16 protein-coding genes and 2 CRISPR repeat arrays are annotated in these 22786 nt (G+C 73.0%); of the genes, 3 read left to right on the forward strand and 13 right to left on the reverse strand.

Features of this window, described 5'->3' with window-relative positions; all coding sequences use genetic code 11:
- Positions 1 to 532: 532 nt before the first annotated feature.
- Positions 533 to 4352: a CRISPR direct-repeat array (repeat unit 28 nt; unit sequence GACTCACCCCCGCGGATGCGGGGAGCAC).
- Between the two features lie 280 nt (positions 4353 to 4632).
- The 8 genes from cas2e to J0910_RS30040 are packed head-to-tail and all read right to left on the reverse strand — an operon-like array spanning position 4633 to position 14042.
- Positions 4633 to 4974: a type I-E CRISPR-associated endoribonuclease Cas2e gene (cas2e, locus tag J0910_RS30005; RefSeq protein WP_420162138.1), complete on the reverse strand. Its 342-nt coding sequence runs from the start codon at positions 4972 to 4974 to the stop codon at positions 4633 to 4635.
- Positions 4974 to 5939, reverse strand: coding sequence for a type I-E CRISPR-associated endonuclease Cas1e (gene cas1e, locus J0910_RS30010; RefSeq protein ID WP_420162139.1), 966 nt, complete (start codon positions 5937 to 5939; stop codon positions 4974 to 4976). Before cas1e ends, cas2e begins: the two co-directional genes overlap by 1 nt.
- 3 nt (positions 5940 to 5942) lie before the next feature.
- Positions 5943 to 6626 (reverse strand): type I-E CRISPR-associated protein Cas6/Cse3/CasE, encoded by a 684-nt coding sequence (gene cas6e, locus J0910_RS30015; protein ID WP_420162140.1) that lies wholly within the window; start codon positions 6624 to 6626, stop codon positions 5943 to 5945.
- Complete coding sequence (gene cas5e, locus J0910_RS30020; RefSeq protein WP_420162141.1) at positions 6623 to 7363, reverse strand: type I-E CRISPR-associated protein Cas5/CasD; 741 nt, start codon at positions 7361 to 7363, stop codon at positions 6623 to 6625. The genes cas6e and cas5e overlap by 4 nt, the downstream gene beginning before the upstream one ends.
- Positions 7360 to 8643 carry a type I-E CRISPR-associated protein Cas7/Cse4/CasC gene (gene cas7e / locus J0910_RS30025; protein WP_420162142.1) on the reverse strand — a complete coding sequence of 428 codons (1284 nt, stop codon included), beginning with the start codon at positions 8641 to 8643 and terminating at the stop codon, positions 7360 to 7362. The genes cas5e and cas7e overlap by 4 nt, the downstream gene beginning before the upstream one ends.
- Positions 8644 to 8703: 60 nt before the next feature.
- Positions 8704 to 9375, reverse strand: coding sequence for a type I-E CRISPR-associated protein Cse2/CasB (locus J0910_RS30030; protein WP_420162143.1), 672 nt, complete (start codon positions 9373 to 9375; stop codon positions 8704 to 8706).
- Positions 9365 to 11011, reverse strand: a complete 1647-nt coding sequence (gene casA / locus J0910_RS30035; protein ID WP_420162144.1) for a type I-E CRISPR-associated protein Cse1/CasA — start codon at positions 11009 to 11011, stop codon at positions 9365 to 9367. The genes J0910_RS30030 and casA overlap by 11 nt, the downstream gene beginning before the upstream one ends.
- 13 nt (positions 11012 to 11024) lie before the next feature.
- Positions 11025 to 14042: an HD domain-containing protein gene (locus J0910_RS30040; protein WP_420162145.1), complete on the reverse strand. Its 3018-nt coding sequence runs from the start codon at positions 14040 to 14042 to the stop codon at positions 11025 to 11027.
- Between the two features lie 170 nt (positions 14043 to 14212).
- Positions 14213 to 15711: direct repeats of the CRISPR family, unit length 28 nt; unit sequence GTGCTCCCCGCGTCCGCGGGGGTGAGTC.
- A 36-nt stretch (positions 15712 to 15747) separates the two neighbouring features.
- Between J0910_RS30040 and J0910_RS30045 the strand changes: the two genes are divergently transcribed.
- Entirely contained in the window at positions 15748 to 16101 is a 354-nt protein-coding gene (locus tag J0910_RS30045; RefSeq protein WP_420162146.1) for a right-handed parallel beta-helix repeat-containing protein, read from the forward strand.
- A gap of 57 nt (positions 16102 to 16158) precedes the next feature.
- Here the strand turns inward: J0910_RS30045 and J0910_RS30050 are convergent, their stop codons facing one another.
- Positions 16159 to 16716 carry a DUF4352 domain-containing protein gene (locus tag J0910_RS30050; RefSeq protein WP_420162147.1) on the reverse strand — a complete coding sequence of 186 codons (558 nt, stop codon included), beginning with the start codon at positions 16714 to 16716 and terminating at the stop codon, positions 16159 to 16161.
- Positions 16717 to 17155: 439 nt separating this feature from the next.
- Between J0910_RS30050 and J0910_RS30055 the strand changes: the two genes are divergently transcribed.
- The gene (locus J0910_RS30055; protein WP_420162367.1) at positions 17156 to 17971 is read left to right on the forward strand and encodes a phosphotransferase; all 816 of its coding nucleotides are present in this window, start codon (positions 17156 to 17158) and stop codon (positions 17969 to 17971) included.
- Positions 17972 to 17989: 18 nt separating this feature from the next.
- Here J0910_RS30055 and J0910_RS30060 read toward each other — a convergent pair whose 3' ends face one another.
- On the reverse strand, positions 17990 to 18133 hold the full coding sequence (locus J0910_RS30060; RefSeq protein ID WP_420162148.1) for a hypothetical protein: 144 nt from the start codon (positions 18131 to 18133) through the stop codon (positions 17990 to 17992).
- Positions 18134 to 18376: 243 nt separating this feature from the next.
- Between J0910_RS30060 and J0910_RS30065 the strand changes: the two genes are divergently transcribed.
- Positions 18377 to 18880 (forward strand): flavoprotein, encoded by a 504-nt coding sequence (locus J0910_RS30065; RefSeq protein ID WP_420162149.1) that lies wholly within the window; start codon positions 18377 to 18379, stop codon positions 18878 to 18880.
- Positions 18881 to 19257: 377 nt separating this feature from the next.
- Here the strand turns inward: J0910_RS30065 and J0910_RS30070 are convergent, their stop codons facing one another.
- The 3 genes from J0910_RS30070 to J0910_RS30080 all read right to left on the reverse strand — a co-directional run bounded on the left by J0910_RS30070 (position 19258) and on the right by J0910_RS30080 (position 22496).
- Positions 19258 to 20952, reverse strand: coding sequence for an AAA family ATPase (locus tag J0910_RS30070; protein WP_420162150.1), 1695 nt, complete (start codon positions 20950 to 20952; stop codon positions 19258 to 19260).
- A 30-nt stretch (positions 20953 to 20982) separates the two neighbouring features.
- Positions 20983 to 21189 (reverse strand): hypothetical protein, encoded by a 207-nt coding sequence (locus tag J0910_RS30075; RefSeq protein WP_420162151.1) that lies wholly within the window; start codon positions 21187 to 21189, stop codon positions 20983 to 20985.
- Positions 21190 to 21806: 617 nt separating this feature from the next.
- The gene (locus J0910_RS30080) at positions 21807 to 22496 is read right to left on the reverse strand and encodes a hypothetical protein (protein ID WP_420162152.1); all 690 of its coding nucleotides are present in this window, start codon (positions 22494 to 22496) and stop codon (positions 21807 to 21809) included.
- Between the last annotated feature and the right edge of the window lie 290 nt (positions 22497 to 22786).

A 22786-nucleotide genomic window follows, 5' to 3' on the forward strand; every position in this document is an offset into this window, starting at 1 on the left:
AGCTTCTGCGGAACCGCCGGCCGCTCATGGTCTTCCCGGCCTTCGGGGCACGGCTTCCCTCGTGCCGGGGCGCCGCCGGGCTGTTCTGTCCTTCGCCGGGGAGCGGCGAGGCAGAGGGAGGCGGTTTCAGGCGGTCGGTGCTCCTCGGGCGGGCTCGGGTGCGGGGGTGGTTCGCTGCCTGGCGGTGGGCGAGAGAGCGCATCTGCACCGAGCCGGGCGTGCCGCTGGAGAACGTCGAGGTGGCCCACTGGTGCCGCGACGCCGCCTGATCGCCTGGCCCTCTTCCCTGCGCGGGCCCGCTCCTGCGTGCTCAGCTCCGCGCCACCGCCGGGACCCGGGCGAGGACCCCGCGGCTGGCGGTGCCCATCGCGATGTAGGGCACCGACTCCAGCACGGCGACCAGGCCCATGAGAAACGCCGATCTGGAAACCGCAGGGCACTCAACTCAGGCCATCTGCCCCGGCACAGCATGGGACTCTCCGGAGCGGTATCCGAAGAGACCTGGGATTGGGAGTTTTCCGGGCAGGCCTGGGACTCACCCCCGCGGATGCGGGGAGCACATCCAGAGCGGAGGGGGCGACCGGCACCACCAGGACTTACCCCCGCGGATGCGGGGAGCACCACGGCGACCCCGCGGCCACCGGCGCCCGCCTGGACTCACCCCCGCGGATGCGGGGAGCACGGGTCTCCGGTACTCAGAGGCCGCAACCGCATCGACTCACCCCCGCGGATGCGGGGAGCACCTCACCGGCAACTCGGCATTCGCCGCTGGCGGGGACTCACCCCCGCGGATGCGGGGAGCACCCTCGCCGCACGATTGTGAGTCGGAGACCTACCGACTCACCCCCGCGGATGCGGGGAGCACGAAGGCCGGCATCCCCCCGAAGCGCTGATGACGGACTCACCCCCGCGGATGCGGGGAGCACGAGGCACCCGCAGGTCAGTGCGGGCGCCCCCGGGACTCACCCCCGCGGATGCGGGGAGCACCTCATGGCCAGCGCATACGGGAACTGGCTGGTGGACTCACCCCCGCGGATGCGGGGAGCACACGCCGCCGGGTCCTGGGCCGCAGCCGATTACGGACTCACCCCCGCGGATGCGGGGAGCACTCCAGGATGGCCCGGTCGGTGGCCTGCAAAGACGACTCACCCCCGCGGATGCGGGGAGCACTCTAATTCCTCGCAGCACATCCGTCACAGCAAGGACTCACCCCCGCGGATGCGGGGAGCACGTGAGACGGTGATCATCACTGCCGCCGAGCTGGGACTCACCCCCGCGGATGCGGGGAGCACGCGATGCGCGCGGTCGTGCTGAGAGCGGGCTGCGACTCACCCCCGCGGATGCGGGGAGCACGTGTGGGGCCACGGAGGGGTGCCCCTGCCGAAGGACTCACCCCCGCGGATGCGGGGAGCACCCCTCGAAGAACGGGGCGTCGCTGACCTGGATGGACTCACCCCCGCGGATGCGGGGAGCACGGGCCTACCGGCCGGGGGAGGCCGGGCTGACGTGACTCACCCCCGCGGATGCGGGGAGCACGCACCCGCTCCCGGACTTGGCCGCCGGAGCGGCGGACTCACCCCCGCGGATGCGGGGAGCACAAGGGCAAGCCCGCTGTCGCCCGGCTGCAGAACTGACTCACCCCCGCGGATGCGGGGAGCACTGAGGAATCGGTACAGGCTCGCCGGACTCGGAGGACTCACCCCCGCGGATGCGGGGAGCACCTTTTCCGCGCGGCGCCGGTGGTGGTCCACGAGGACTCACCCCCGCGGATGCGGGGAGCACGGTGCGCAAGGGAGAGTGCGCAGGTGGGGCGGGGACTCACCCCCGCGGATGCGGGGAGCACGCTCCTCGACCGAGGGACGCGGCGCCGAGGACGGACTCACCCCCGCGGATGCGGGGAGCACACGCGCCCCAACGGCTACAGCGTCGGCCGCCTGGACTCACCCCCGCGGATGCGGGGAGCACCCGGCTGCATGTGGCCCCGACCTCGCTGGACGCCGACTCACCCCCGCGGATGCGGGGAGCACGGCGGAGGCCAGGGTCCCGGCCTCAGAGAGCTGGACTCACCCCCGCGGATGCGGGGAGCACCCTGACCGACGACGGCGAGCTCTACATCGCCAGGGACTCACCCCCGCGGATGCGGGGAGCACTCCCAGGACGGCCGCCGCAAGCCCCGCAGCAAGGACTCACCCCCGCGGATGCGGGGAGCACTCCCAGGACGGCCGCCGCAAGCCCCGCAGCAAGGACTCACCCCCGCGGATGCGGGGAGCACTCGCGCGGGCGCGCGCGAGAGGTGTCCGGACCGGTGACTCACCCCCGCGGATGCGGGGAGCACAGATCATCACCGCCGACAAGCTGACGCCGAGAAGACTCACCCCCGCGGATGCGGGGAGCACTCGCGCGGGCGCGCGCGAGAGGTGTCCGGACCGGTGACTCACCCCCGCGGATGCGGGGAGCACAGATCATCACCGCCGACAAGCTGACGCCGAGAAGACTCACCCCCGCGGATGCGGGGAGCACCATCTCAAGCGGCTCCTTGTCGTGTTCGGCGGGGACTCACCCCCGCGGATGCGGGGAGCACGCCAGGACGTCCGCGCGGCGGTAGCCGTTGCGGGACTCACCCCCGCGGATGCGGGGAGCACGTGCGCGGGTCCATGAAGATCCCCGCCAGGATGGACTCACCCCCGCGGATGCGGGGAGCACTCCCCGCTCCGGCCGTGTTCCGGTTCCGGTGCGGACTCACCCCCGCGGATGCGGGGAGCACTGCCACTCGGGGCGGCGCCCCAGCACCAGCACGGACTCACCCCCGCGGATGCGGGGAGCACGAGGAGCAGGCCGACGGCCACCGCGCCTACGAGGACTCACCCCCGCGGATGCGGGGAGCACGCCATCCCCCTTGGGCACGGGCGCCCCGCCGGAGACTCACCCCCGCGGATGCGGGGAGCACGTGGACCGACCCTGATGGAGACACCCGCCCTGGGACTCACCCCCGCGGATGCGGGGAGCACCACTCCGGGACCGGTTGGACAGCTCCACCAGCGACTCACCCCCGCGGATGCGGGGAGCACCGGCGCAGAGAGAGACGTCGACCTGTCCATGGACGACTCACCCCCGCGGATGCGGGGAGCACACCCCCACTTGGGCCCCCAGGACGCCCGAGCCGGACTCACCCCCGCGGATGCGGGGAGCACACCCCCACTTGGGCCCCCAGGACGCCCGAGCCGGACTCACCCCCGCGGATGCGGGGAGCACAGCTAGACACCGATCACGACCCGGAGCTGGACAGACTCACCCCCGCGGATGCGGGGAGCACGGTGCGCTGCTCCATGGCCTCGATGAGGAGGGGGACTCACCCCCGCGGATGCGGGGAGCACCGTCGGCCTCGCAGCCGCAGGGAGGCCGAGACGGACTCACCCCCGCGGATGCGGGGAGCACCCGAGCAGCCACTCCTTCTCCCCGGCATCGGGGGACTCACCCCCGCGGATGCGGGGAGCACAGCAGGCGGCGGTGGCGGCGAACGGGGGCATGGGACTCACCCCCGCGGATGCGGGGAGCACTCGCTATACATGTGTACTGATCAGCCGGGCAGCGACTCACCCCCGCGGATGCGGGGAGCACGGATGGCGGCTGGCGGAGCGCTCCCCGGTCCTGGACTCACCCCCGCGGATGCGGGGAGCACACCGAACTGACCCCCGCCGGACGTCTGTCCCCGGACTCACCCCCGCGGATGCGGGGAGCACCAAAGGGGTCCTCACCTGGGCCGGGGCTCCTCTGGACTCACCCCCGCGGATGCGGGGAGCACGGCGTCCCGGGAGCGCTCGGCGTGGGCGAGCAGGGACTCACCCCCGCGGATGCGGGGAGCACGCTGTGAACGCCCCGGCCGAGGCGGCCGTCCTGGACTCACCCCCGCGGATGCGGGGAGCACGGAGCGGTGACCCCGACGACCTACACCGCCCTGGACTCACCCCCGCGGATGCGGGGAGCACCTGCAGGTCGCCGTCCAGGTAGACGCGGGCGAAGACTCACCCCCGCGGATGCGGGGAGCACGCGCCGAGGCCGAACGCCCGGTAGTGCAGCATGGACTCACCCCCGCGGATGCGGGGAGCACCTGCACCCCGACATCACCGGGTGGATCGCCCGGGACTCACCCCCGCGGATGCGGGGAGCACGCGTATCACGGCAGGACGGCAGGTCAGCCCAGGGACTCACCCCCGCGGATGCGGGGAGCACCCCGGGGAGCCGACCACCGAGGTCGGCGTGGCGGACTCACCCCCGCGGATGCGGGGAGCACCAGGGCGCCGACGGCGGTGGTGATCGCCGTCAGGACTCACCCCCGCGGATGCGGGGAGCACCCTTCGCGAACTGCAGCGATGTAGGGCGTTATCAAAACTTGATAATTTTTGCGGCTCATCCTGTCCTCGATTGTCCTCATAAGAAGTCGCTTGAGCCTCCCCCTCCGAGTTCCAGGCTTGCTCGAAGGCGCGCCTCGATAAGGAACCGGGCACACCGCGTCCCGGGCCCCGCTGGAATGGGGACCGGGACGTAGCGAGGAGCCAAGGAGGCGATGCGCGAAGACCTGACCCGACGGCCGGGAGGCCTTCAACGAAAACGGTGCGCATACGGCGGCGGTTCTCACGGACCAGGATGAGAGGGGCCCTCCTCCTCGTCTTCGGGTCCTTCGGCCTTGGGCCAACCGATCAAAGTCAGGCCGTCGATCTCCCTGGGAGTGCGGCTGCCCTCCCCATAGGTCAGGACCCGGTACCCCTGCTCGCCGTCGGAGCCGTGGATCAGGACGGCCCAGCCCCCCTGGTCGTCGATGGCCTGCTGCAGCCCCGACCAGAGGTGCTCGCGCACCCGCTTGGTCAGCGTGCCCACGTACACCCCCGGGGCGGGCTCCAGCATCCAGCGGGTCAACGCACCTCGGGTGCCGTCGGCGATGGCGGTGGTGGAGATGGTGCAGAAACCGCCGGCCATCACCACCCCACCTCATCGGCGTAGTTCACCCCCGAGGGGACATCGCCCTCGGGATCCCACAGGTTGATCAGGCCGGAAGGCCCCGGGGAGTCGGAGACCGGCAGGTCGAGGACCTTGTAGACGTCGGTGATGATCCGCGGGATCAGGCGCAGCAGCCGGAAGTCCTCGCGCAGGCGCAGGCGGGCCGTCCGCTCCGGATCGGTGCTGGCGTGCAGGGAGAACGCGAGCGGAATGGTGACCTCGGCCTTGTAGAGGTCGGCGATGTCCAGGGCGAAGGCCCGCTGCTGGCCGTGGTGGAGGATGCCCAGGGCCGGTGAGGCCCCCAGGCTGAGCAGCACGGCCGCAACGATCCCGTACAGTGCCTGGTTGCCTGAGGTCAGGGCCTTGTTCACCGGGTCCTGGGCGTCGAAGTCGTCGGGGTCGTAGCTGCGTTTGAAGCGCGGTATCCGGTGCTGCTGGGCCAGGGTGCGGTACAGCACCTTCATGCGCCGGCCTTCCAGGCCGCGCAGTTTGTCCAGGGTCAGCAGGTCGGGCAGCTCGTCGTCGAAGCGGATGGTGAACAGGCGCCTGGCCGCCGCCAGCCGCTTCGCGTCGTCGGCGATGATCTCGACCTGGCGGTCCAGGATGCGGGTGGTGGTGCTGTCGTTGAGGAACGCCGAGTAGCAGCGCACCCCTCCGTCGCCGACGTGGACGATCACCGCGCCGTCCTTGGTGAGGCGCTTGACTGCCTCGTGCGTGGTGCTGGTGCCCGGCCCCAGCAGGATGCAGCCGATCCCGGCGGTGGGCAGGTAGACGCGCTCCTGCTGCCCGTCGTCGAACTCCACGAGCGCGCACACGCCGTTGCGGTCGGCTTTGATCTGGACGGTGTCCAGGTAGAGGAAGCCGAGGCGGTCGGCGATGCGGGGCAGCGCGACGGCGCTGGGCGCCCCGAGGGTCTTGGGGAGCCTGCGCCTGTTGGGCGGCACGGGTCACCGCCTCCCTGCGGGGGCCAGGGAGAGCATCCCCAGGCCGTAGGAGCGGCCGCGGCCGATGCCCTCCAGCAGGGCGGGAAGGAGCAGGTCGGGATCGGTGATCTCGGCGGTGCCGTCGAAGCGGACACCGGAGTTGAACAGCCGCTTGGCCTTGCCCTCTTCCCCGGGGTCCTGGTGCCGTGCCCGCTTGTGCCGGGTGAGCGGGGGATCGGAGGCCAGGTCGTGACGCTGGGAGGAGACCAGGTCGGGGGCGAGGCCGGCCTGTTCGGCCTTGCGGCGCCACCACTTCTCGGCCTCGGCGCCGTAGAGGGCCTTGCGGGTGCCCCTCTTCTTGGGGTCGGCGGGGTCGGGTACGGCTTTGACCGGGTTGGCGGCGATGCGGTAGTGGACGGTGCGGCCGCGGGTCAGGTTCTCGAGCAGGGGCAGTAGTGAGACGGTGCGGGCCTGGTCGAATCCGGTGAGGTCGGGGGCGATGCCCGATTGCACCAGGAGCTGGATGCGGGGGCCTGAGGGTTCGAGGCGGTAGAGGGCTCCGGCGGTGCGGCGGGCCTGGTCGCCCAGGCCGTCGGGGAACATGGCCATGACCTTGCGGTGCATGTGGGAGGCGTTGCGGGTGAGCGCGGCGGCCTGGGCGCCGGTGAGGACGGCGCGGGTGAGCCAGAGCTGTTCGGGGGGCTTCATCGCGTCTCCTTCAGGGCTTCGGCGAGTCCGCGGAATCCGCGGATGCCGGTGCCGGCGCAGTCGTCTGCGGAGTGCTCGTTGAAGAGTTCGAGGGCGCCGCGGGCCTTGAAGGCGCGGCGGTCGGGGGTGCGCTCCTGGGGGACGTCGCTGATGTGGGTGTCGGCGTCCTGTCCTTCGGTGGCCTCTTGGAGGAGGGCGATCTGCAGGCGGTTTCCGTCGCAGAGGGGTTCGCGGTAGAGCGGCAGGTGCTCGGCCAGCCGCTGCGGGGGCCGGTCGCTGGTGCCCAGCAGGACGGGCAGGGCCGGCGGGCAGCCGCGCCGCCCGAGGTAGGGCGCCCATCTGGGGGTGCGCAGTGCCTGGGCGAGGTCCTCGATTACCTCCCCGGGGGCGGTGAGGTAGGCGGTGAAGGCGGCGTCGGTAAGGTAGTCGCGTTCGGTGATCACCGGTGTGGTCCGGGGTTTGTGGTCGGCGGTGATCATCCGCCGGCCCGGGGGGCGTTCGGCGCCGACGGTGTGGAAGTCGGTCAGGACGTGGCCGCGCCGGTCGCGGCGCACCAGGAGCCCGGCCTGCTCCCAGTGCGGGGGGAGGGGCTGGGAGCGGCCGATGCCGCTTGCCGAGGCGAGCATCCCGAGGACCCCGGAGCGGGTGGGGTAGGGGTAGGTGTCGCGTTTGTTGAAGGTCGAGCGGACCCCCCACGACTGCAGGGGGCCCGCCAGCAGCATCACCAGGGTCTTCACTGCTGCTCTCCGGAGGAGGCGCGGGAGGCGGCGGACCGGGTGAGCTCGCCCATCGTCATCCGCTCTCCCAGGAGCGCCCGCTGTTCGCCCTGGGCCTGCCCGGTGAGGTCGGAGGTGTCCACGGTGGCGGCGTGGCCGTGCCACAGCCGGCCCTCGGTGCCGAAGAAGGATTCGACTCCGTCCAGGTGGCGGGCCAGGGCGTGCAGGCTGGCGGGCAGGTGGCCCTCGGTGGTGGCGCGGGCCGGGGTCTCGAAGGCCGCGGCGAGGCTGACCGGCCGGTCCGAGCGCAGGGAGACGTAGACCAGGGCGGGCGGGGTGTGGGGGGCGGTGGATGTCTTCTTGCCGCTAGGCACGGCCAGGGAGAAGGCGCGGATGAACAGCCCGGCCAGTTCGCCGGCCTGGTCGGCGGCCTCTTCACCGCCCAGGTGCTCACGCAGTTCGCGCAGGTCCAGAGTGGCGTAGCGGTAGAACACGCCGCTGCCGTACTCGGCGGTGCCCAGGTGGCCGCTTCCGCTGCTCTCCTTGCCGGTGAGCAGGTCGTCCACGGCGGTGAAGTAGTCGACCTCGAACTTGGCCTCGTGGGTGGTGAAGGCGTGGGCGACCTGGGAGGCGCCGTCGATGCGCCCTTCGGGCAGGGCGGCGATCATGCGCCCGAACAGGGCGAGTCCGGCGCCGGTGCACTGCTTGAGGATGCCGAGCAGCTCCTTGTGCCACTTCTTGTCCTTCTTCTTGTGGACGGTGGGCAGCGGGTCGCCTTCGGACAGGCCTTCTGCCGCGCGCTCGTAGTCGGGGCGGTGGGCCTCGGCCAGTTCGATGAGCCGGGGGAGGTCGCCGTCGTTGAGGTAGAGCAGGACGTTGGTGAGGAGCTGGGAGGCCTCCTCCTCTTCGGGGCTCTTGTCCGCGGCGGGCTTGGCCTTGGCGGGCTTGTCGGCGCCGGTGTCCTCGTCGTCCTTGCCGGTCTCTTCGTCGTCATCGAGCATGCTGAACAGGTCGCGCGCGGCGATTTGGGCGGCCATGTGCGGCCAGCCGCGCTCCTGCAGGGCGCGGGCGATGGTCTCGCCGTGGGCGCGGGAGCGGGTGCCGAAGTCCCACTGCCCGCCCTGGGTGATGTTCTGCAGCTCGGTGCGGGTGGCGCGCTTGTAGCACTGGCTGGAGACGCGCATGCGGGCGGCGCCGCCGTAGGAGACCTCCTTGGGGGCGCCCATGTCGTCGCGGTTGAGGTTGGCGAAGGGGACGGCCTGCAGGATGTGGACGTCGGCGAAGCGCGCTTCAGGCTTCATGGTCGGAGGCTCTGCTTTCTGCTGGGAGTGGGAGGAGGGACGCGGGGCGGCGGGGCGCGGTCAGGGGCGCCGGTGCCACACCGGGGTCGTCAGGTAGGAGGTCTGCCATTTGTGCGCGACCGCGTCGGCGTCGCGGGTGTGCCATTCGATGTCTGCGGCCATCTGCCCCCAGGCCGGCAGCCGGTGGTGGCCGCCGTCGAGGAAGGACAGGGTGGAGAACAGGTGGCGGGGCAGCCGGTCGGCGTCGGTGCGGCAGAGCTGGACCAGGCGCTTTTCCCGCGGGCTCATCTTGTCCGGCTTCGCGGTTCCGGGCAGGGCCTTGTGCTTGGGGTCCCCGCGGTCGGCCTCGGCCAGCGCCAGCCCCAGGTCCAGGCGGGGGTGCCGCCTCTCCCGCCCCTGCTCTTCAGAGTCGGTGCCGCCGGGGCTGCGGCGGTCGTAGGCCTTCCAGCGCTCCTCCAGGGTGGGGGCCTTGTGGAAGGCCGCCATGAGGCCGGCGGCCAGCAGCAGCGCCTGCTGCGTCCGCTCGCCCTCGGCCAGCTCGCCGTAGCGGGCGCCCTTGTCGTCCAGCCAGGCCAGCAGGTGGCGGCGCGCCTGGTAGGAGCGGGAGCCGTCTTTGCGCAGGGCGGTGCGCAGCTCCGAGCGCACGCCGCCGTAGTCCAGGAGCGGGCGCAGGTGGCCTATGAAGGCCCGCGCCATGTCCCAGCGCCGGGGGGTTTCGGGTTCAGTGGGCATCGTCGTTCTCCGGGGAGTCCGCGGGCAGGGGGTGGGGGCGGTTGTTGTGCACCGAGCGGCGCATCAGGTAGTCCTGGCGCGAGGGCGGGCGCACCGATCCGCCGGCGGTGGCGGTGCGGGTGACCTCGTCATAGACCTGCAGGCACAGCTCGCGTGCGGCCCGGCGGGATCCGCGCCGCAGGGCCTCGCTCTCGAAATCGGCGCCCTCGGCGGCCAGGCGGTCGTAGAAGAGGTCCTCGGCGCGCTCCCAGAACAGGCGGGCCCCGCGCGAGGGCCAGACGCGGTTGGTCTTCTCCTTGGGGTTGCTGCGGGTGCCGTCGCGCCAGGCGGCGCGCAGCCGCGCCTTGACCGTGGTGCACTCGGTGTCGATGAGGGCCAGCAGGCGGCGGGCGGCCGCAGCTGCGGCCAGGGTCTCTTCGGAGCCGTCTGTGAGCAGGCGGGCGAACTCCGGGGGCGCGGCCGAGGACCACCAGGCGTGGTCGGTGGTCATGGGGTCCTGCTGGAAGCCGACGGCGATGAGCCCGGCGGGACGGCCGCAGGCGCCGGTGTTGAGGCGTTCCTCCAGGAACCGCGGGGGGCGGTAGCGGCCGGCCCCCACGGTGCGCCCGGTCGCGCCGTCGGCGGTCTCGGGCAGTAGGGAGTCCAGGTCGCGCCAGAGGGCGCGGGAGGGGTCGGCGGTGCGCCGGGTGCCCTTGGTGCGCTCGTAGCTGATGAAGGGGTTCTCGGTCTTCAGGTCGGGCCAGGGTTTGCGGTAGGCCCAGGTCCGGTAGACGTCGCAGACCCCGTCCTGGCCGTCGCGGACCAGCAGGAAGGCGTGGGTGTGCACGCCGGTCAGCAGGGCGCACATCCCGCCCGGCGGGCTGGGCGGGGCATCGGGGTCGGGCAGCTCCTCCAGCTCCCAGGGGCACAGGTCGGGGCCGGGCCGGGCCGCGGGGTCGGGTACGGCCGGGCCGGGGGGCACCAGCGACAGCAGCAGCGAGTCGAACAGGTTCTCGCCGCGGGGGTAGTAGGTGATGGTGTTGCGCAGCATCCCGGCCTTGGCGCTGGAGGTCTTGGAGCCGCGGACTTCGCGGGGGGTGATCTGGCCGGCGGCGCCGTAGTACCACTGGGCGATGAGCCACCAGGCGGCCTCTCCGGCGCTGATGGCGCCCTGGTTGTCCTTGTGGTGGCGGGTCCACCAGGTGGCGCTGTTGACGCCGGTCGGCCGGCCCAGGACCAGTTTGTTGATGCCGCAGGTCACCGACTGCTCGGTGAGGCGGGGGTCCTGGAGGAAGGGGCGGGGGCCGAACAGGTCGAGGGCGCCCTCGGGCAGGGCGGCGAAATAGGTGCGCACCGGGCCGTCCGGGGCCTGCCCGCCGAGTCCCTCGGGGCGGGAGGCGAAGGTGCCGTGGGCCAGCCACAGGTCGCGGCGGCGGCGCCACTCCGCCGCGCCGTCCTGGCGGTCCAGGCCGGTGACGCGGTAGGCCAGGGCGGTCAGGATATGGCGCAGCCCGGCGTGGGCCGGCGGGTTGGGCGCCTCGATGTCGGCGATGTCGTGCGCGTTTTCCAGGAGCCAGGCCAGGCCTGTCTCCACCTGCTGCCCGGCGCGGGTGCGCACCCCGATCCAGGGGCGCTCGCGCAGGTCGAACGGGTCCATGTGTCTCGTCTCCTCAGCGGCCCGGGGCGCGCTCGGGCGCGGTGAACAGGCCGTAGTCGGTGCTGAAGGCCACCGTGCGGCGCGGGGCGCGCGCCCGGGGGAGGTGGCCGGGGGCGGCGTCCGCGCCGGGGATGACCGACGCCTCGACAGTGTCCCCGAAGGGTACGACAATGACTTCGGAGAGTAGCGGGTGGTCGGTGAACCAGCCGGGTGCGGTGCCGGCCACCGCCTCCTGCCAGGCCGGGGCGCGGCGCACCGGGATCGCGTGCCCGATGACGGTGCGCACCGCCTCCGCCGAGGGGGCCCGGTCCTCGCCGGGCGCCGCGGGCAGCGGGACCGATGCCCCCGGGTCGAGGTAGAGCCGGCCCTCCCGCTCCCAGACCGGCAGCAGCCGCACCGAGTCGGCGCCCAGCCGGGTCGACAGCACCTCCTCCACGTCGAGGTCGGCCTCGGTGAGGCGGTGCAGGTCGGCGCGGCCCAGGTTCGGGCCCGGGGAGGGGACGGCCGCCTGGTCGCCGCGCCCGGCGGCCACCCCCTCCTCGGCCCACCACGACATCAGGGCCTCCTCGAAGGCCTCATCGCCCTCACACCCCAGAAGATGCAGGCCGGGCTCGGCGGCCTCGACGAGCTCCTGGACACCGTGGGGGACCTCGACGGTGCGCCGCCACCGCCGGCCCTCCTCCTGGAGGGCCGCGCCCTCCAGCAGGGTGCGCCAGGTCTGCAGCAGGGCGGCGTGGGCATAGGGCGGCGCCTCGGCCGGTTCGCCGGTCTCCGGTTCCACGTCGGCCAGCACGTGCACGGCCCACTCCCGCCACGGGGCCGGCACCTGTTCGGGGGCCCGGTGGCGGTGGGCGCGCCCGGCGCGCTGCAGGATGAGCGAGAGCGGGGCGAGTTCGCTGACGGCGGTGTCGAAGTCCCAGTCCAGGGACTGCTCGGCCACCTGGGTCGCCACGACGATCGCCCTTTCGGGGCGCTGCGGCCGATCGGCGGGGTCGTCCTCGCCGCGCTTGCCGAAGAGCGCCTCCAGCCGGGCGGTGCGCTCGGCGCGCTGCTTTCCCTGCATGCGGGCGTGCAGCAGGTGCACCTCGCAGCCGGCCGGCGCCTCGGCGCGCAGCAGGGCGGTCAGGACCTGGGCCGAGGTCACGGTGTTGACGATGACCAGGGCGCACCCCTGGCCGCCGGGGCGCAGCAGGGGCTCCAGCAGCGGCATGCAGGCCCGGGCCAGGCCGCGGGCGCGGGCCACCGGGTCGAGCCTGCCGCCCCCGGAGGTGAAGGCGTGGGAGGCCAGTGCGAGCGGCGCCGGTTCGGAGTGCACCCGGGGGCTGGCCGCGGTGGCATCGGAGGCGGAGTCGTAGTGGACCCACCCGGGGTAGGGCAGCGCCGGCAGGTCGTCGTCCCGGGCGGGGGGCTCGGCCCGCCCGCCCCACACCGCGGCGCCCTTGCGGTAGGCCTGCAGGTAGTCCCGGGCGACCTTGGCCGGCAGGGTCGCCGACAGCAGCACCACCGGAACGCCGAAGGCCCCCAGCCAGGCCAGGACCGTGCGCAGCAGCACCCGCATGTACACGTCGTAGGCGTGGCACTCGTCGATGACGACGACCCTGCCCCACCCGCCGGCCATGCGGAAGGGCTGGAAGCGCGCGGGCAGGGCGGCAGCGAGCAGCTGGTCGACGGTGGCCACGACCACCGGGGCCTGCAGCCGGAGCAGCTTGTGGGTGCCGGCCTCGGAGAGCCTCAGCCCGCGCCCGGCCTCCTCGCCGTGCCGTTCCACGGCCAGGCGCCCCGGGGCCGCGGCCCGCAGGCGGGCCTCGTCGGTGGCCTTGAGCTCCTCCAGCAGCCGCGCGGCGTCCTCGGAGTAGGGGGCCATGGAGTGGAGGAGCTCCACCGCCGCCTGCCCGCCCAGGATGGGCCACAGGTCCTTCACCCAGCGGGCGAACTGGGCGTCGGTGGTGGCCATGGTGGGCAGGAACACCCCCACGCCCAGGTCGGCGCCCATGCGGCGCCGGAAGATCTGCAGGGCCTCTTGGGCGACCTCGGTCTTGCCGCCGCCGGTGCGGTCGGCGGCGATGAGGAGGCCGGGGCCGCTGACGTGCTCTTCGAGATCGGAGCAGACCGAGGACTGCACGCCCCGCGGGGCGAAGGCGTAGCGCTCCTCGAAGGGGAGGTCGGCCGTCTTCAGCGGGACCAGGCCCATGCGGCGCAGCTCGGCCCGGGCGTCCTCGACCCCTGAGGCCAGGAACGCCGCCGCGGTCTGAGGGGTCCACTCCTCGGGGAGGTGGCGGCGCCGGCGCCCTTCGATGTAGGGGGCCTGGGAGGCGATCCAGTCGGCGAAGGGCACCAGGGCGCAGGCGGCCACGGCCGCGGGCACGTTGCCGGCCCCGCCGGGGGCCAGGCGGGGCCGGCCCAGGGCCGACCAGACCAGCAGGGCGAGGTCGTGGCGGACCCCGGCCCAGTCGGCGGTGTGGTCGAGTGCCTTGGCCAGGGCCTCCCGGGCCGCGCCGCGGCTCATCGCGGAGGTGATCTTGCCGTGGTGGGCGCCGATGACCAGGCCGATGAACTGCCGGATCTCGGCGGCCTCGGCGTCGCCGGGGCCGTCCTCGGCGGATGCGAGCCGCAGCGGCCACTCCTCGAGCAGGGCGCTGGCCTGCCCGGGGGCGGTGTGGCCTCGCTCGCCGCCCCGCTCTGGCAGCGCGCCGGCCCACATGCACTCCCAGGAGGGCAGGTACCGGGCGGCGAATCCGGTGGTCGCCTTGCCGATGTCGTGCAGGGCGGCGAGAAGGGCCAGGCACAGGACGCCGTCCTCGCCCAGGCCTCGCAGCGCCTGCCGGGGCAGGAGCGGGGATTCCAGCCGGTCCAGGGCGATGATCAGCGATGCGGTGTCGATTAGGTGCGCGGGCAGTGGATAGGAGCCGCCGGGCAGGATCTCCGCGGACTTTCCATAGACCGCCCCGAGGCTGCGAGGGCGCAGTTCTGCCTTCGGTGGCCCTGTCGGAGCGGTGGGGCGGGGGAGACGGGAAAGCCGGCGGTGGGTCATGGGCTCTAGTCTGGGGATGTGACCGAGGTTCCTGGGGTGTTTTGGGGTGTTATGGCCGCTGCAGGCCAGTTTTCGGGAATCGCCTTCCCGGGAATCGATCATGGGGTAATGCACCCGGCAGACGATTATAAACTTTCAATAACGCCCCGCGTTGTTGCAGTTCGCGAAGGGTGCTCCCCGCGTCCGCGGGGGTGAGTCTGTGCGTGATACTGCGCGTGCCTGCCGGCGCACCGTGCTCCCCGCGTCCGCGGGGGTGAGTCCGCCCGCGGCGTCCTCGACCCCGGCCAGGCCGCCGTGCTCCCCGCGTCCGCGGGGGTGAGTCAGAGGGGTTGCGCAGCGGGCGGGACCAGTAGGGGTGCTCCCCGCGTCCGCGGGGGTGAGTCCTCGCGGGAGCTGTGGTTCGTCGTACTCACCGAGTGCTCCCCGCGTCCGCGGGGGTGAGTCCCCGTTGAGGCCCAGGATCGCGACCACAGCGGCGTGCTCCCCGCGTCCGCGGGGGTGAGTCGGCCGCCGCGGCGAGACCGGCCCGGATGGTCTGGTGCTCCCCGCGTCCGCGGGGGTGAGTCTCTGCCCTGCTCTCTATTGATGCAGGCCAGGGGGTGCTCCCCGCGTCCGCGGGGGTGAGTCCGGGAAAGGAGTCCGCGGCCGCTGCGGGGCCGTGTGCTCCCCGCGTCCGCGGGGGTGAGTCTGGCAGGAATGGAGAGCACCATGACCGAGCACGGTGCTCCCCGCGTCCGCGGGGGTGAGTCCAGCTCGGTCCGCACCACGGCCCTAGGCTGCATGTGCTCCCCGCGTCCGCGGGGGTGAGTCCACCTGAAGTGAGCCTGAAGTGAAAGCGCCCCTGTGCTCCCCGCGTCCGCGGGGGTGAGTCCGACGTCGCGCGGGCCGAGGTGGCCGAGGAGGTGTGCTCCCCGCGTCCGCGGGGGTGAGTCTCAGCGGCGCATCCCGATGACCGTCTCCCCGGGGGTGCTCCCCGCGTCCGCGGGGGTGAGTCGCAGCATCGAGATTTCGGACTTGTTCACTGGAGGTGCTCCCCGCGTCCGCGGGGGTGAGTCCTCGGTGATGTAGGGGCCCCACGCCTCCACGCCGTGCTCCCCGCGTCCGCGGGGGTGAGTCCGATCTCGCGGGTTTCCTCGGTGAGCTCGCTCCAGTGCTCCCCGCGTCCGCGGGGGTGAGTCCCCGCTGCAGGCAGCGCTGCTCGGCGAGATGGTGTGCTCCCCGCGTCCGCGGGGGTGAGTCCAGCCCGATCTTCAGCGGCTCGGCGATGCTCTTGTGCTCCCCGCGTCCGCGGGGGTGAGTCGGTCCCCGGCCTGCTGCTGCGGGTGCTGGAGGCGGTGCTCCCCGCGTCCGCGGGGGTGAGTCGGCGAGGGCGGTCCGGTGAGCCGCGAGGCCGAGGGTGCTCCCCGCGTCCGCGGGGGTGAGTCCGAGTAGCCCTCCCAGTCCACCACCGTCGGCACGTGCTCCCCGCGTCCGCGGGGGTGAGTCCGATCGATGACTTCGACTTCTCCCCCCGCCCCCGTGCTCCCCGCGTCCGCGGGGGTGAGTCGCCTCCACGACGCCTCTCATCTCACGCCCCCCTTGTGCTCCCCGCGTCCGCGGGGGTGAGTCGGCCGAGCGCCAGGCGGGGTACATGCCCGACCTGTGCTCCCCGCGTCCGCGGGGGGGTGAGTCCGCCATCACCAACCCCACCGGGTCCGGGATTTCGGTGGACTCTCACCAGCTCGCCGCCGGCGTCCTGGACGACATCGTCGCGCACTGCAGCATCGTCCGCGGCGCCGGCAGCAACGACATGCACATCCTCGGCGGGCTCGACGTCGAGATCTCCGACAACCGCCTTGTGGACATCACCGGGTACGGGGTGCAGGTCTCCAGCTCCGCCGACCATGTCACCGCCCACGGCAACCGCATCCGCGGCACCGGGTCAGCCGGGCTGAACATCACCACGAGCATCACGAACGTCAAGATCTACTCGAACGACGCCCGCGGCTCGACGATCGTCGTGCCGGCCGGGATCACCGGCCGCGACGTCACCGCGGACAACGTCCCGGCCCCGACATGAACGCGCGCCCCGCTCCTCCCTAGTGGAGGGGCGGGGCGCCTTGGTCGTGCCCGGGGGCTACTTCACGTCGGCCGTGATCGGGTCTCCCATGAACATGTTCTCCTCGAATGCGACCGACTTCGGGGTGAAGGAGCCCTTCGCGGTGATCGCGCCCGTGGCGTTCTCCCCCGGCGCCAGGGTGACCGTGTCGATCTGGTTCTCATCCATCCCGAGCCCGTCGGCGGTGTCGTGCTTGGTGCCGCCGTCGTCGGTGATGGAGAAGGACAGCGGGTTGATGTCGATGGGCTCGTCGCCGTTGTTGGTGACGGTCACCTGCACGCTGGTGTACTCCCCGTCGGCGAGGATGCTCGGCACGAACTCTGCGGCGGTCGCCTCCAGGACGACGGGGCCCTCCTCCGCCGGTTCCTCTTCCGCGGCGGCGTCCTCCGCCGGGGCCTCCTCGTCGCCCTTCTCCGGGGCCTTCTCCTCCTGGGAGGCCCCGGAGGACCCGGTGCCGCCGGCGTCGGGGTCGGAGGCGAGCAGGGCGCCGCAGCCGACGAGCACGACCAGGAGGATCACGGCCAGGCCGCCGCAGCCGAGGCAGCCGAACAGGATGCCCTTTGCAGTCTTGTCCACGGTGTTCCTTCATCAAGAGGGGGACAGGGGGAAGCCCTGGTGCAGCGGGAACACGCAAGGGAGGCGCGCGGTGTGTGCGCGTGGAGACGGGGCCGCCGGACTGTCGTGCTGTGGCGCGGGGACGGCCCCGATGAAGAAGTTATCGAACCGGTTCAGGGTGTTTAGGCGGTTTTCACGGAATGGCCCGATCCGGCCTGTATGGCAACCGAAACCCGGGCGGCGCGTCCCGCCAGGGAGCGGGACGCGCCTTGCGCGGCTAGCTCACGCACATGCAGTAGGCCGAGCACGCCTCGTTCGGGCACGCGGTGAAGGTGTCATCGTCATCGGCCTCGTGGCGGCCGGTGTAGGTGGTCTCGTCGTTCACGACTCCTCCATCTGTGAGGGGGGTTGATTGGTAGCCTGCGGCCCTGCCGAGACGAGGAGGCCCGCGCGCGTGAGGATGACCCCGCAGGACATGAAGCACGCCCTCGACGCCCTCGGCCTGGAGCCGGACGGCCCGGAGCGCTACGGCTTCGACCAGGTGACCGTGTCCGGCCCCGCCCGCACCGCCGACGGCCGGCCCGTGTGGGTGCGCGCCGCCGGGATCCCCGAGCCGCCGCTGTGGCCGCGCCCGGACGCGATCGGCGAGGCGTCCCGGACCCTGGCCGGCGCCGTGCGGATGCCGCGCGTGCTCGACACCTTCGACTGGGCCCGGTGGGACGAGCACTACGACCGGGAGGGCACCGCCCGCGCCTACGTGTTCGAGCGCGTCACCGAGGCCCCGGTGTCCGACACCCCGAACCTCACCACCGACCCGAACCTCTCGGAGTCGTGGTGGTCCGGCCTCCGCCAGGCGCACGACGCCATCGCCGCCGCCGACTGGGCCGGGCCCGCCCGCCCGAAGAGGCGCTTCCTCGTGAGGCTGCGGCGCGTGCTCGGGCCCGGCACCGACGCCGCACGAGTGCCGTGGGTGCCGCAGCACGGGGACTTCCACTGGGCGAACCTCCTCTCTGGTGACGCGCCGACCGTGGTCGACTGGGAGGGCTACAGCTACGCCCCCCGCGGCCTCGACGCCGCCTCGCTGCTCGTCTACTCCCTCACGCACCCGCCCACCGCCGCCAGGGTCCGCCAGGAGTACACCGACGTCCTCACCGGCGAGCACGGACGCCTGGTGCAGATCTACGCGTGCGTGTCGGTGATGACCGCGGTGCGGGCCGGGTACTACACCGACCTCGGGCCGGCCATCCGGGACCACATGGCCGCGCTCATCTCCTGACCGCGGGGCCGGGCAGCTTCAGTCCTTGTCGTCGGTCTCCTTCTTCTCCTTCTCGGCCTTCGCCTTTTCCAGCTCGCGCCGGACCTCCTTCAGGCCTTCTTTCGCTTCCGCCCTCTCGTCGGCGGGAGTCCGGACGCGACCTTCCTTGGTCCACCAGGGCATGCGGTGTCCTTTCTCTGCCAGAGGGTGTGGAGCCCGCCCCGGGCGGGGGAGTCAGCCCCGGGGCGGGCGGGTGGCCGGGCTCCTCGTCCCCCTCCGGCGGGTGCCGGCCGTGGTCGGCGCCGGGGCCTCCGGTCCCGGCGCGCGGTCGGTCTCTATGCGCGCGCCTGCTCGCCCCGTCCGCCACCCGGCCGGATCGGCGGGGCGGTGCGGCGGGCGGGGTGCTCTTCCGCTGCGGTTTTCCAGGTGGCGCCCACGACGGACTCGTGCACGTCGCTGTGGCCGGCGGGGCGGGCGCAGGAGTGCGGGTGGCCGGTCCAGGTCATCGCGACCCCGGCGGCCACCGCCTTCATCGACGGGGCCGCCCTGGAGGAGCAGACCGGCCGCCCGGTGCGCAGCCGGCACCGGGAACCCGGGCAGCCGCGCAGCCCGAAGGCGGACGCGATCGTGGTCGCACCCGCGTCGTTCAACACCGTCAACAAGCTCGCGGCCGGGATCGCCGACAACTACGCGATAGACGTGGTCGGGGAGTCGCTGGGCATCGGCGTGCCGGTGGTGGTGCTGCCGTTCGTGAACTCCGCCTACGCCGCCCGGGCCCCGTTCCGAGCCAGCGTGGAGTCGCTGCGCTCCGAAGGCGCGGAGGTCCTGCTGGGGCCGGGAGAGTTCGTCCCGCATGAGCCCAAGACCGACGCCGGGGCGGAGTTCCCGTGGGGCCTGGCGCTGGACCGGGCCGAAGCGGTGGCCCGGTAGGAACGCCGAGGCCCTCGCGCGGCGGAGCAGCCGGGTCGGTTCCCCGCCGCGCGAGGGCCGGCCCCTGCACCCCGGCGGTCACCGGCGTGACCGCGCCGGCCTGCGCGGCCATGGGGATGACCTTCCGGCGGTCGTGGTGACCGCCGTCCGCCTCGGCGGCCGCGCCGTCCGGGAGGAGGCCGGCCAGCGTCAGGGCCGCGGTCACCTGCCGCAGCACTCGGCGGCCGGTCCGGTCCGAGCAGCCGGTCATCGCGGCCACGCCGGCGCCGGTGGCCACGGCCCCGGTGGCCACGGCCGCGGCCACCCGCCGGTCACGGGCGGACAGGCCCGGCAGGGCGGACACCGCTGCGGCCAGCTCCTCACCGGACAGGGCCGGATCAGGGCGCTGCTCGGAGAAGGCCGTGGGCACCCGGACGCGGACAGCGCCAGCCGGGGCGACCGTTCGACGGGGCCGCCGGACACTCACCACGACCGCCTCGACTGGCACCGCGCGGCCGCAGATGACCGGCCGGACCGGGGCGGCCACCGGGCGGTCGTCCTCCTGGCCGCCGTCGGCCGCACGCTTGGCTGCACTGTCCGCTCCCCGGACACGGGCCATGGCCGCGGCCACCGGGACGGCGGCCGGGCTGCAGATCGTCCGCCGCCCGGCGGTCGGGGTGGCCGAGGTCTGGGCGATGCGCAGCGCGGCCATCGCGAGGAGGTACGCCGGCTCGGCGACGAGCGGCACCCAGATCGCAACGGCCACACCCTGCCACCCGTAGGCCAGGCCGTGGTGCTCCCCGTGTCCGCGGACGCGAGTCCGAGAGTGGCCGAATCGAGCCGCCGCGCATCACGTGCTCCCCGCGTCCGCGGGGATGAATCCGTCGCTGGGCTGGCCTGAAGAGCACGGAGTGGGTCCGGTAGGCGCCGGTGGGTCGGCCTGCAGTGCCCGAGGTCATTCTCCGTAGAGGGTCGGCAGGTCGATGAGACAGGACGTCGCCGCGGCGGTCGGCCAGCTCGACCAGATCCGGATAGAAACCGTGCAGCGAGTACAGGGCGAGGACCGTGCCGGAGGTGTCGTGGCCCTGGCCGGCGAGCAGGGAGCGGATGTGCTCCAGGCGCTCCAGGTCTCCGGTCCCCCGGCGGGCGGCGGTCGCCTTGGCCTCGCCCAGGAACGCGATCCTCGCTCGGGGGGACTGCGGGCGCTGGCCGGCGGCCAGGGCGATGACGTCGACCTCGTGCCTGGTCCGGGCAGCGGGGTCGGCCACCTCGGTGGTGCCGACCGGGCCGGGCAGCCCGCCGGGCATCAGGGTGTGGGCGTAGCGGCGAGTGAAGTCGCGGGCCAGGTCCTCAAAATGCGGGCCCAGGATCTTGGAGTTGAAGGTCGGGGCGGCCTGCCGCCACATCTGATCGGCGAATCCCTGGTCCACCGCGGCGGCATGGGGCAGCGTGATCAGCTGGTTGAAGCGGATGACGGGGTGCCGGGAGCGCAGGATGTCCTGCTCGCGCCGGATGTAGCCGGTCGACTCCAGCACGTCCAGCGGGTGGGCCACGGCGTTGCGCGGGCGCTCCAGCGCCGCACCGACCTTACTGGGGGTGGTCGCGCCCTGGGCGATGGCGGTGAGGATGTCGTAGTACAGCGTATGGCGGGTGATCCGGGGATCTTCGCACAGCAGGTACTCGGTCTCGGTCCGCGAGTACACCGCCCGGCCCGGATGGAGCAGTGTCCGGGTGAGCCAGGAGTCGAAGCCCTCATCAGGATGCGGGCGCGAGGCCACCGGCCGGTAGCCGGGGCCCCCGCCCAGGACCGCATGCACCTTCAACGCGGTCAACGGGTCGGCGATGCGCCAGAAGGCCCGGCTGTCGCGGTAGTCGAAGGGCCCCAGGCGCAGGTCGACCACGGCGCGGCCGCGCAGCGGCTTGGTGCCTGAGAGCAGCTCGTGCATGACGCTCATCGCTGAACCGCACAGGATCAGCCGCGGGCCCGGCCCGGCGCCAGGCCGGGCCCCGCGCTGGCGCTCGTCGTAGAGCTGCTGGAGCAGTCCCGGGATCTCGGGGGAGTGCTGGAGCAGGTAGGGCAGGTCGTCGACCACCAGGAGCGGGCGGGGGGAGCGGGCTGTCACTTACAGGGCGTTGCTCAGGACGTCGCGCCAGTCGGCCAGGCGCAGGGTTCCCGGGCTCAGGCCGGTGTGGGCGGCGAGCGCGTCGCTGAGGCGCTGGATCGCCGGCAGGCGCCCCTCTTCTCGGACCGCGGTGACATAAAGGCCGCCGACCTGCTCGGACAGGGCCTGCAGGAGGTAGGACTTGCCGTAGCGCCGGCGTCCGGACACGGCGCCCAGCCGCATTTGGGGGGCGGGGTCGGCCAGGAAGTCCGCGAGCAGGGCCCATTCGCGGTCCCGCTCGACCAGGTCGCTCGGCTTGGGCAGGGGGTTCTCCTGCAGCGGACCTCCACACGCGGACTTCGGCGGATCCCGTTCGAATCCACTTCGGCGGGATCGAGCCTATCGGGCTTGCTCCCATACGGCGCACACGCAGGCTGGGCCGACTCGCCGCTCTCTTGCTGTCTCAACCCGTGCACACCGCGGTATCGCGAAGGCACCGGCTCTTCTCCGAAGACCTCGGCCGGGTGGCCCGGTGAGGGCGGGATCCGTGAGGGCACACCGGATCTGGGAGGCCCTCGTCCTGAGAGCACGGAGAACGGCCCCTGCGGGTCCGAGGGGCATGGCCGGCCGCCGTCTCCGGCCCCGATCAGGCCACCGCCTTGGGCTGCGGGAGGTGGAAGGCGGGCGGCGCGGCAGACCGCCCGCCGACTGCAGGAACGGGTCGGGATCCGGACGGCCGCCCCCGCGAAAGAGTCCCGTTCGCTTCGGGGCGTCCCCGGACGACCTCGACCCGTGGTCCCGCCGGGGCGAATCCAGGTGGATCTGCCTCCAGGCATCCGCGGGGCTCACCCCGGCGGTTCCCCGACGCGCAGGCGCAGCGCCTCCTCCACGGCCCGCCTCCCTTCCGGGGTCTTGGCCGGGGCCGTTCCGCGCTGCTCGGCGCACTCGGCGAGCTGTTGCACCGCCAGGTTGAGGATGGAGGCCATGGAGCTCATCTGCGACACCGAGAGCACATCCTCGGCACCGAACCGCTCCAGTTCGTCGAGCCATTCGTCGGCCTCTTCATCGGTCTCCAGGTCGGGGCGGGCGGCGATCAGGCGCCGGGCGGCTTCCAGCACCCGGTGGTGCCTGGCCCGAGCTTTGGCGGCCTCGAGGTCCAGGCGCCGGCGGGTCTCGGCCTGATCGGCCTCGATCCTGCGCCCGATGTCGGGGCTGCGCCTGCGCCGGGGGTCCTCCACCGCGGCCCGCAGACGCTGGTAGTAGTTGGCCACTCCGCCCTTGCTCTGGATGCCCAGGACCTCTCCCAGCGCTTTGAGGGGCACTTTCTCCTGGGTGTTTCCTTCGGGGCGGGCCTGGCGGAAGAGCGCGAGTTCTTCTTCTTCGAGGAGCCTGCGGAGCAGGCGGATCGCCTGCAGGCGGAGCAGGACCTGTTCGTTGCGGATGCGGCCGTTGGAGGAGGCGGGCAGCTGTGTCCGGTCGCGCCGGGCCTGAGTGAGCACGCCGAGGATGTCCTCGTCGTCCGGCCAGTGCTCCATCCTCTCCTGACCTGCTGTTTCGTGGAGTTCACGCAAGGCTTTGGACAGGCGCCGCAACTCTCGGGAAAGGGCCGGGTCGACTCTGTTGGCCATCGGGCTTCGGGGCCCTTCGATCGGGGGTTTCCAATTTGGAAACCAGGCTAGGGGGTGTCTCCCGCGGCGCGCGGGAACACCCCCTGGAGATCGGTGGGGAGGCTGGCGTCTTCACGCTCATGCCCTAACGGAGAGGATGCGCCTTTCAGGGCACCGCCGGCTCCGGCCGAGGCCCGGGGCGGCCGTCTCCGTCGGCA

It is taken from the genome of Nocardiopsis oceanisediminis, assembly GCF_048595525.1.
GTDB lineage: Bacteria > Actinomycetota > Actinomycetes > Streptosporangiales > Streptosporangiaceae > Nocardiopsis_A > Nocardiopsis_A oceanisediminis.

Excerpts from the sequence above, each read along its gene's own strand:
- cas2e (WP_420162138.1), bottom strand. The coding sequence starts at position 4,974 with ATGGCCGGCGGTTTCTGCACCATCTCCACCACCGCCATCGCCGACGGC.
- cas6e (WP_420162140.1), bottom strand. The coding sequence starts at position 6,626 with ATGAAGCCCCCCGAACAGCTCTGGCTCACCCGCGCCGTCCTCACCGGC.
- cas7e (WP_420162142.1), bottom strand. The coding sequence starts at position 8,643 with ATGAAGCCTGAAGCGCGCTTCGCCGACGTCCACATCCTGCAGGCCGTC.
- J0910_RS30030 (WP_420162143.1), bottom strand. The coding sequence starts at position 9,375 with ATGCCCACTGAACCCGAAACCCCCCGGCGCTGGGACATGGCGCGGGCC.
- casA (WP_420162144.1), bottom strand. The coding sequence starts at position 11,011 with ATGGACCCGTTCGACCTGCGCGAGCGCCCCTGGATCGGGGTGCGCACC.
- J0910_RS30040 (WP_420162145.1), bottom strand. The coding sequence starts at position 14,042 with ATGACCCACCGCCGGCTTTCCCGTCTCCCCCGCCCCACCGCTCCGACA.
- J0910_RS30055 (WP_420162367.1), top strand. The coding sequence starts at position 17,156 with ATGACCCCGCAGGACATGAAGCACGCCCTCGACGCCCTCGGCCTGGAG.
- J0910_RS30060 (WP_420162148.1), bottom strand. The coding sequence starts at position 18,133 with ATGCCCTGGTGGACCAAGGAAGGTCGCGTCCGGACTCCCGCCGACGAG.
- J0910_RS30080 (WP_420162152.1), bottom strand. The coding sequence starts at position 22,496 with ATGGAGCACTGGCCGGACGACGAGGACATCCTCGGCGTGCTCACTCAG.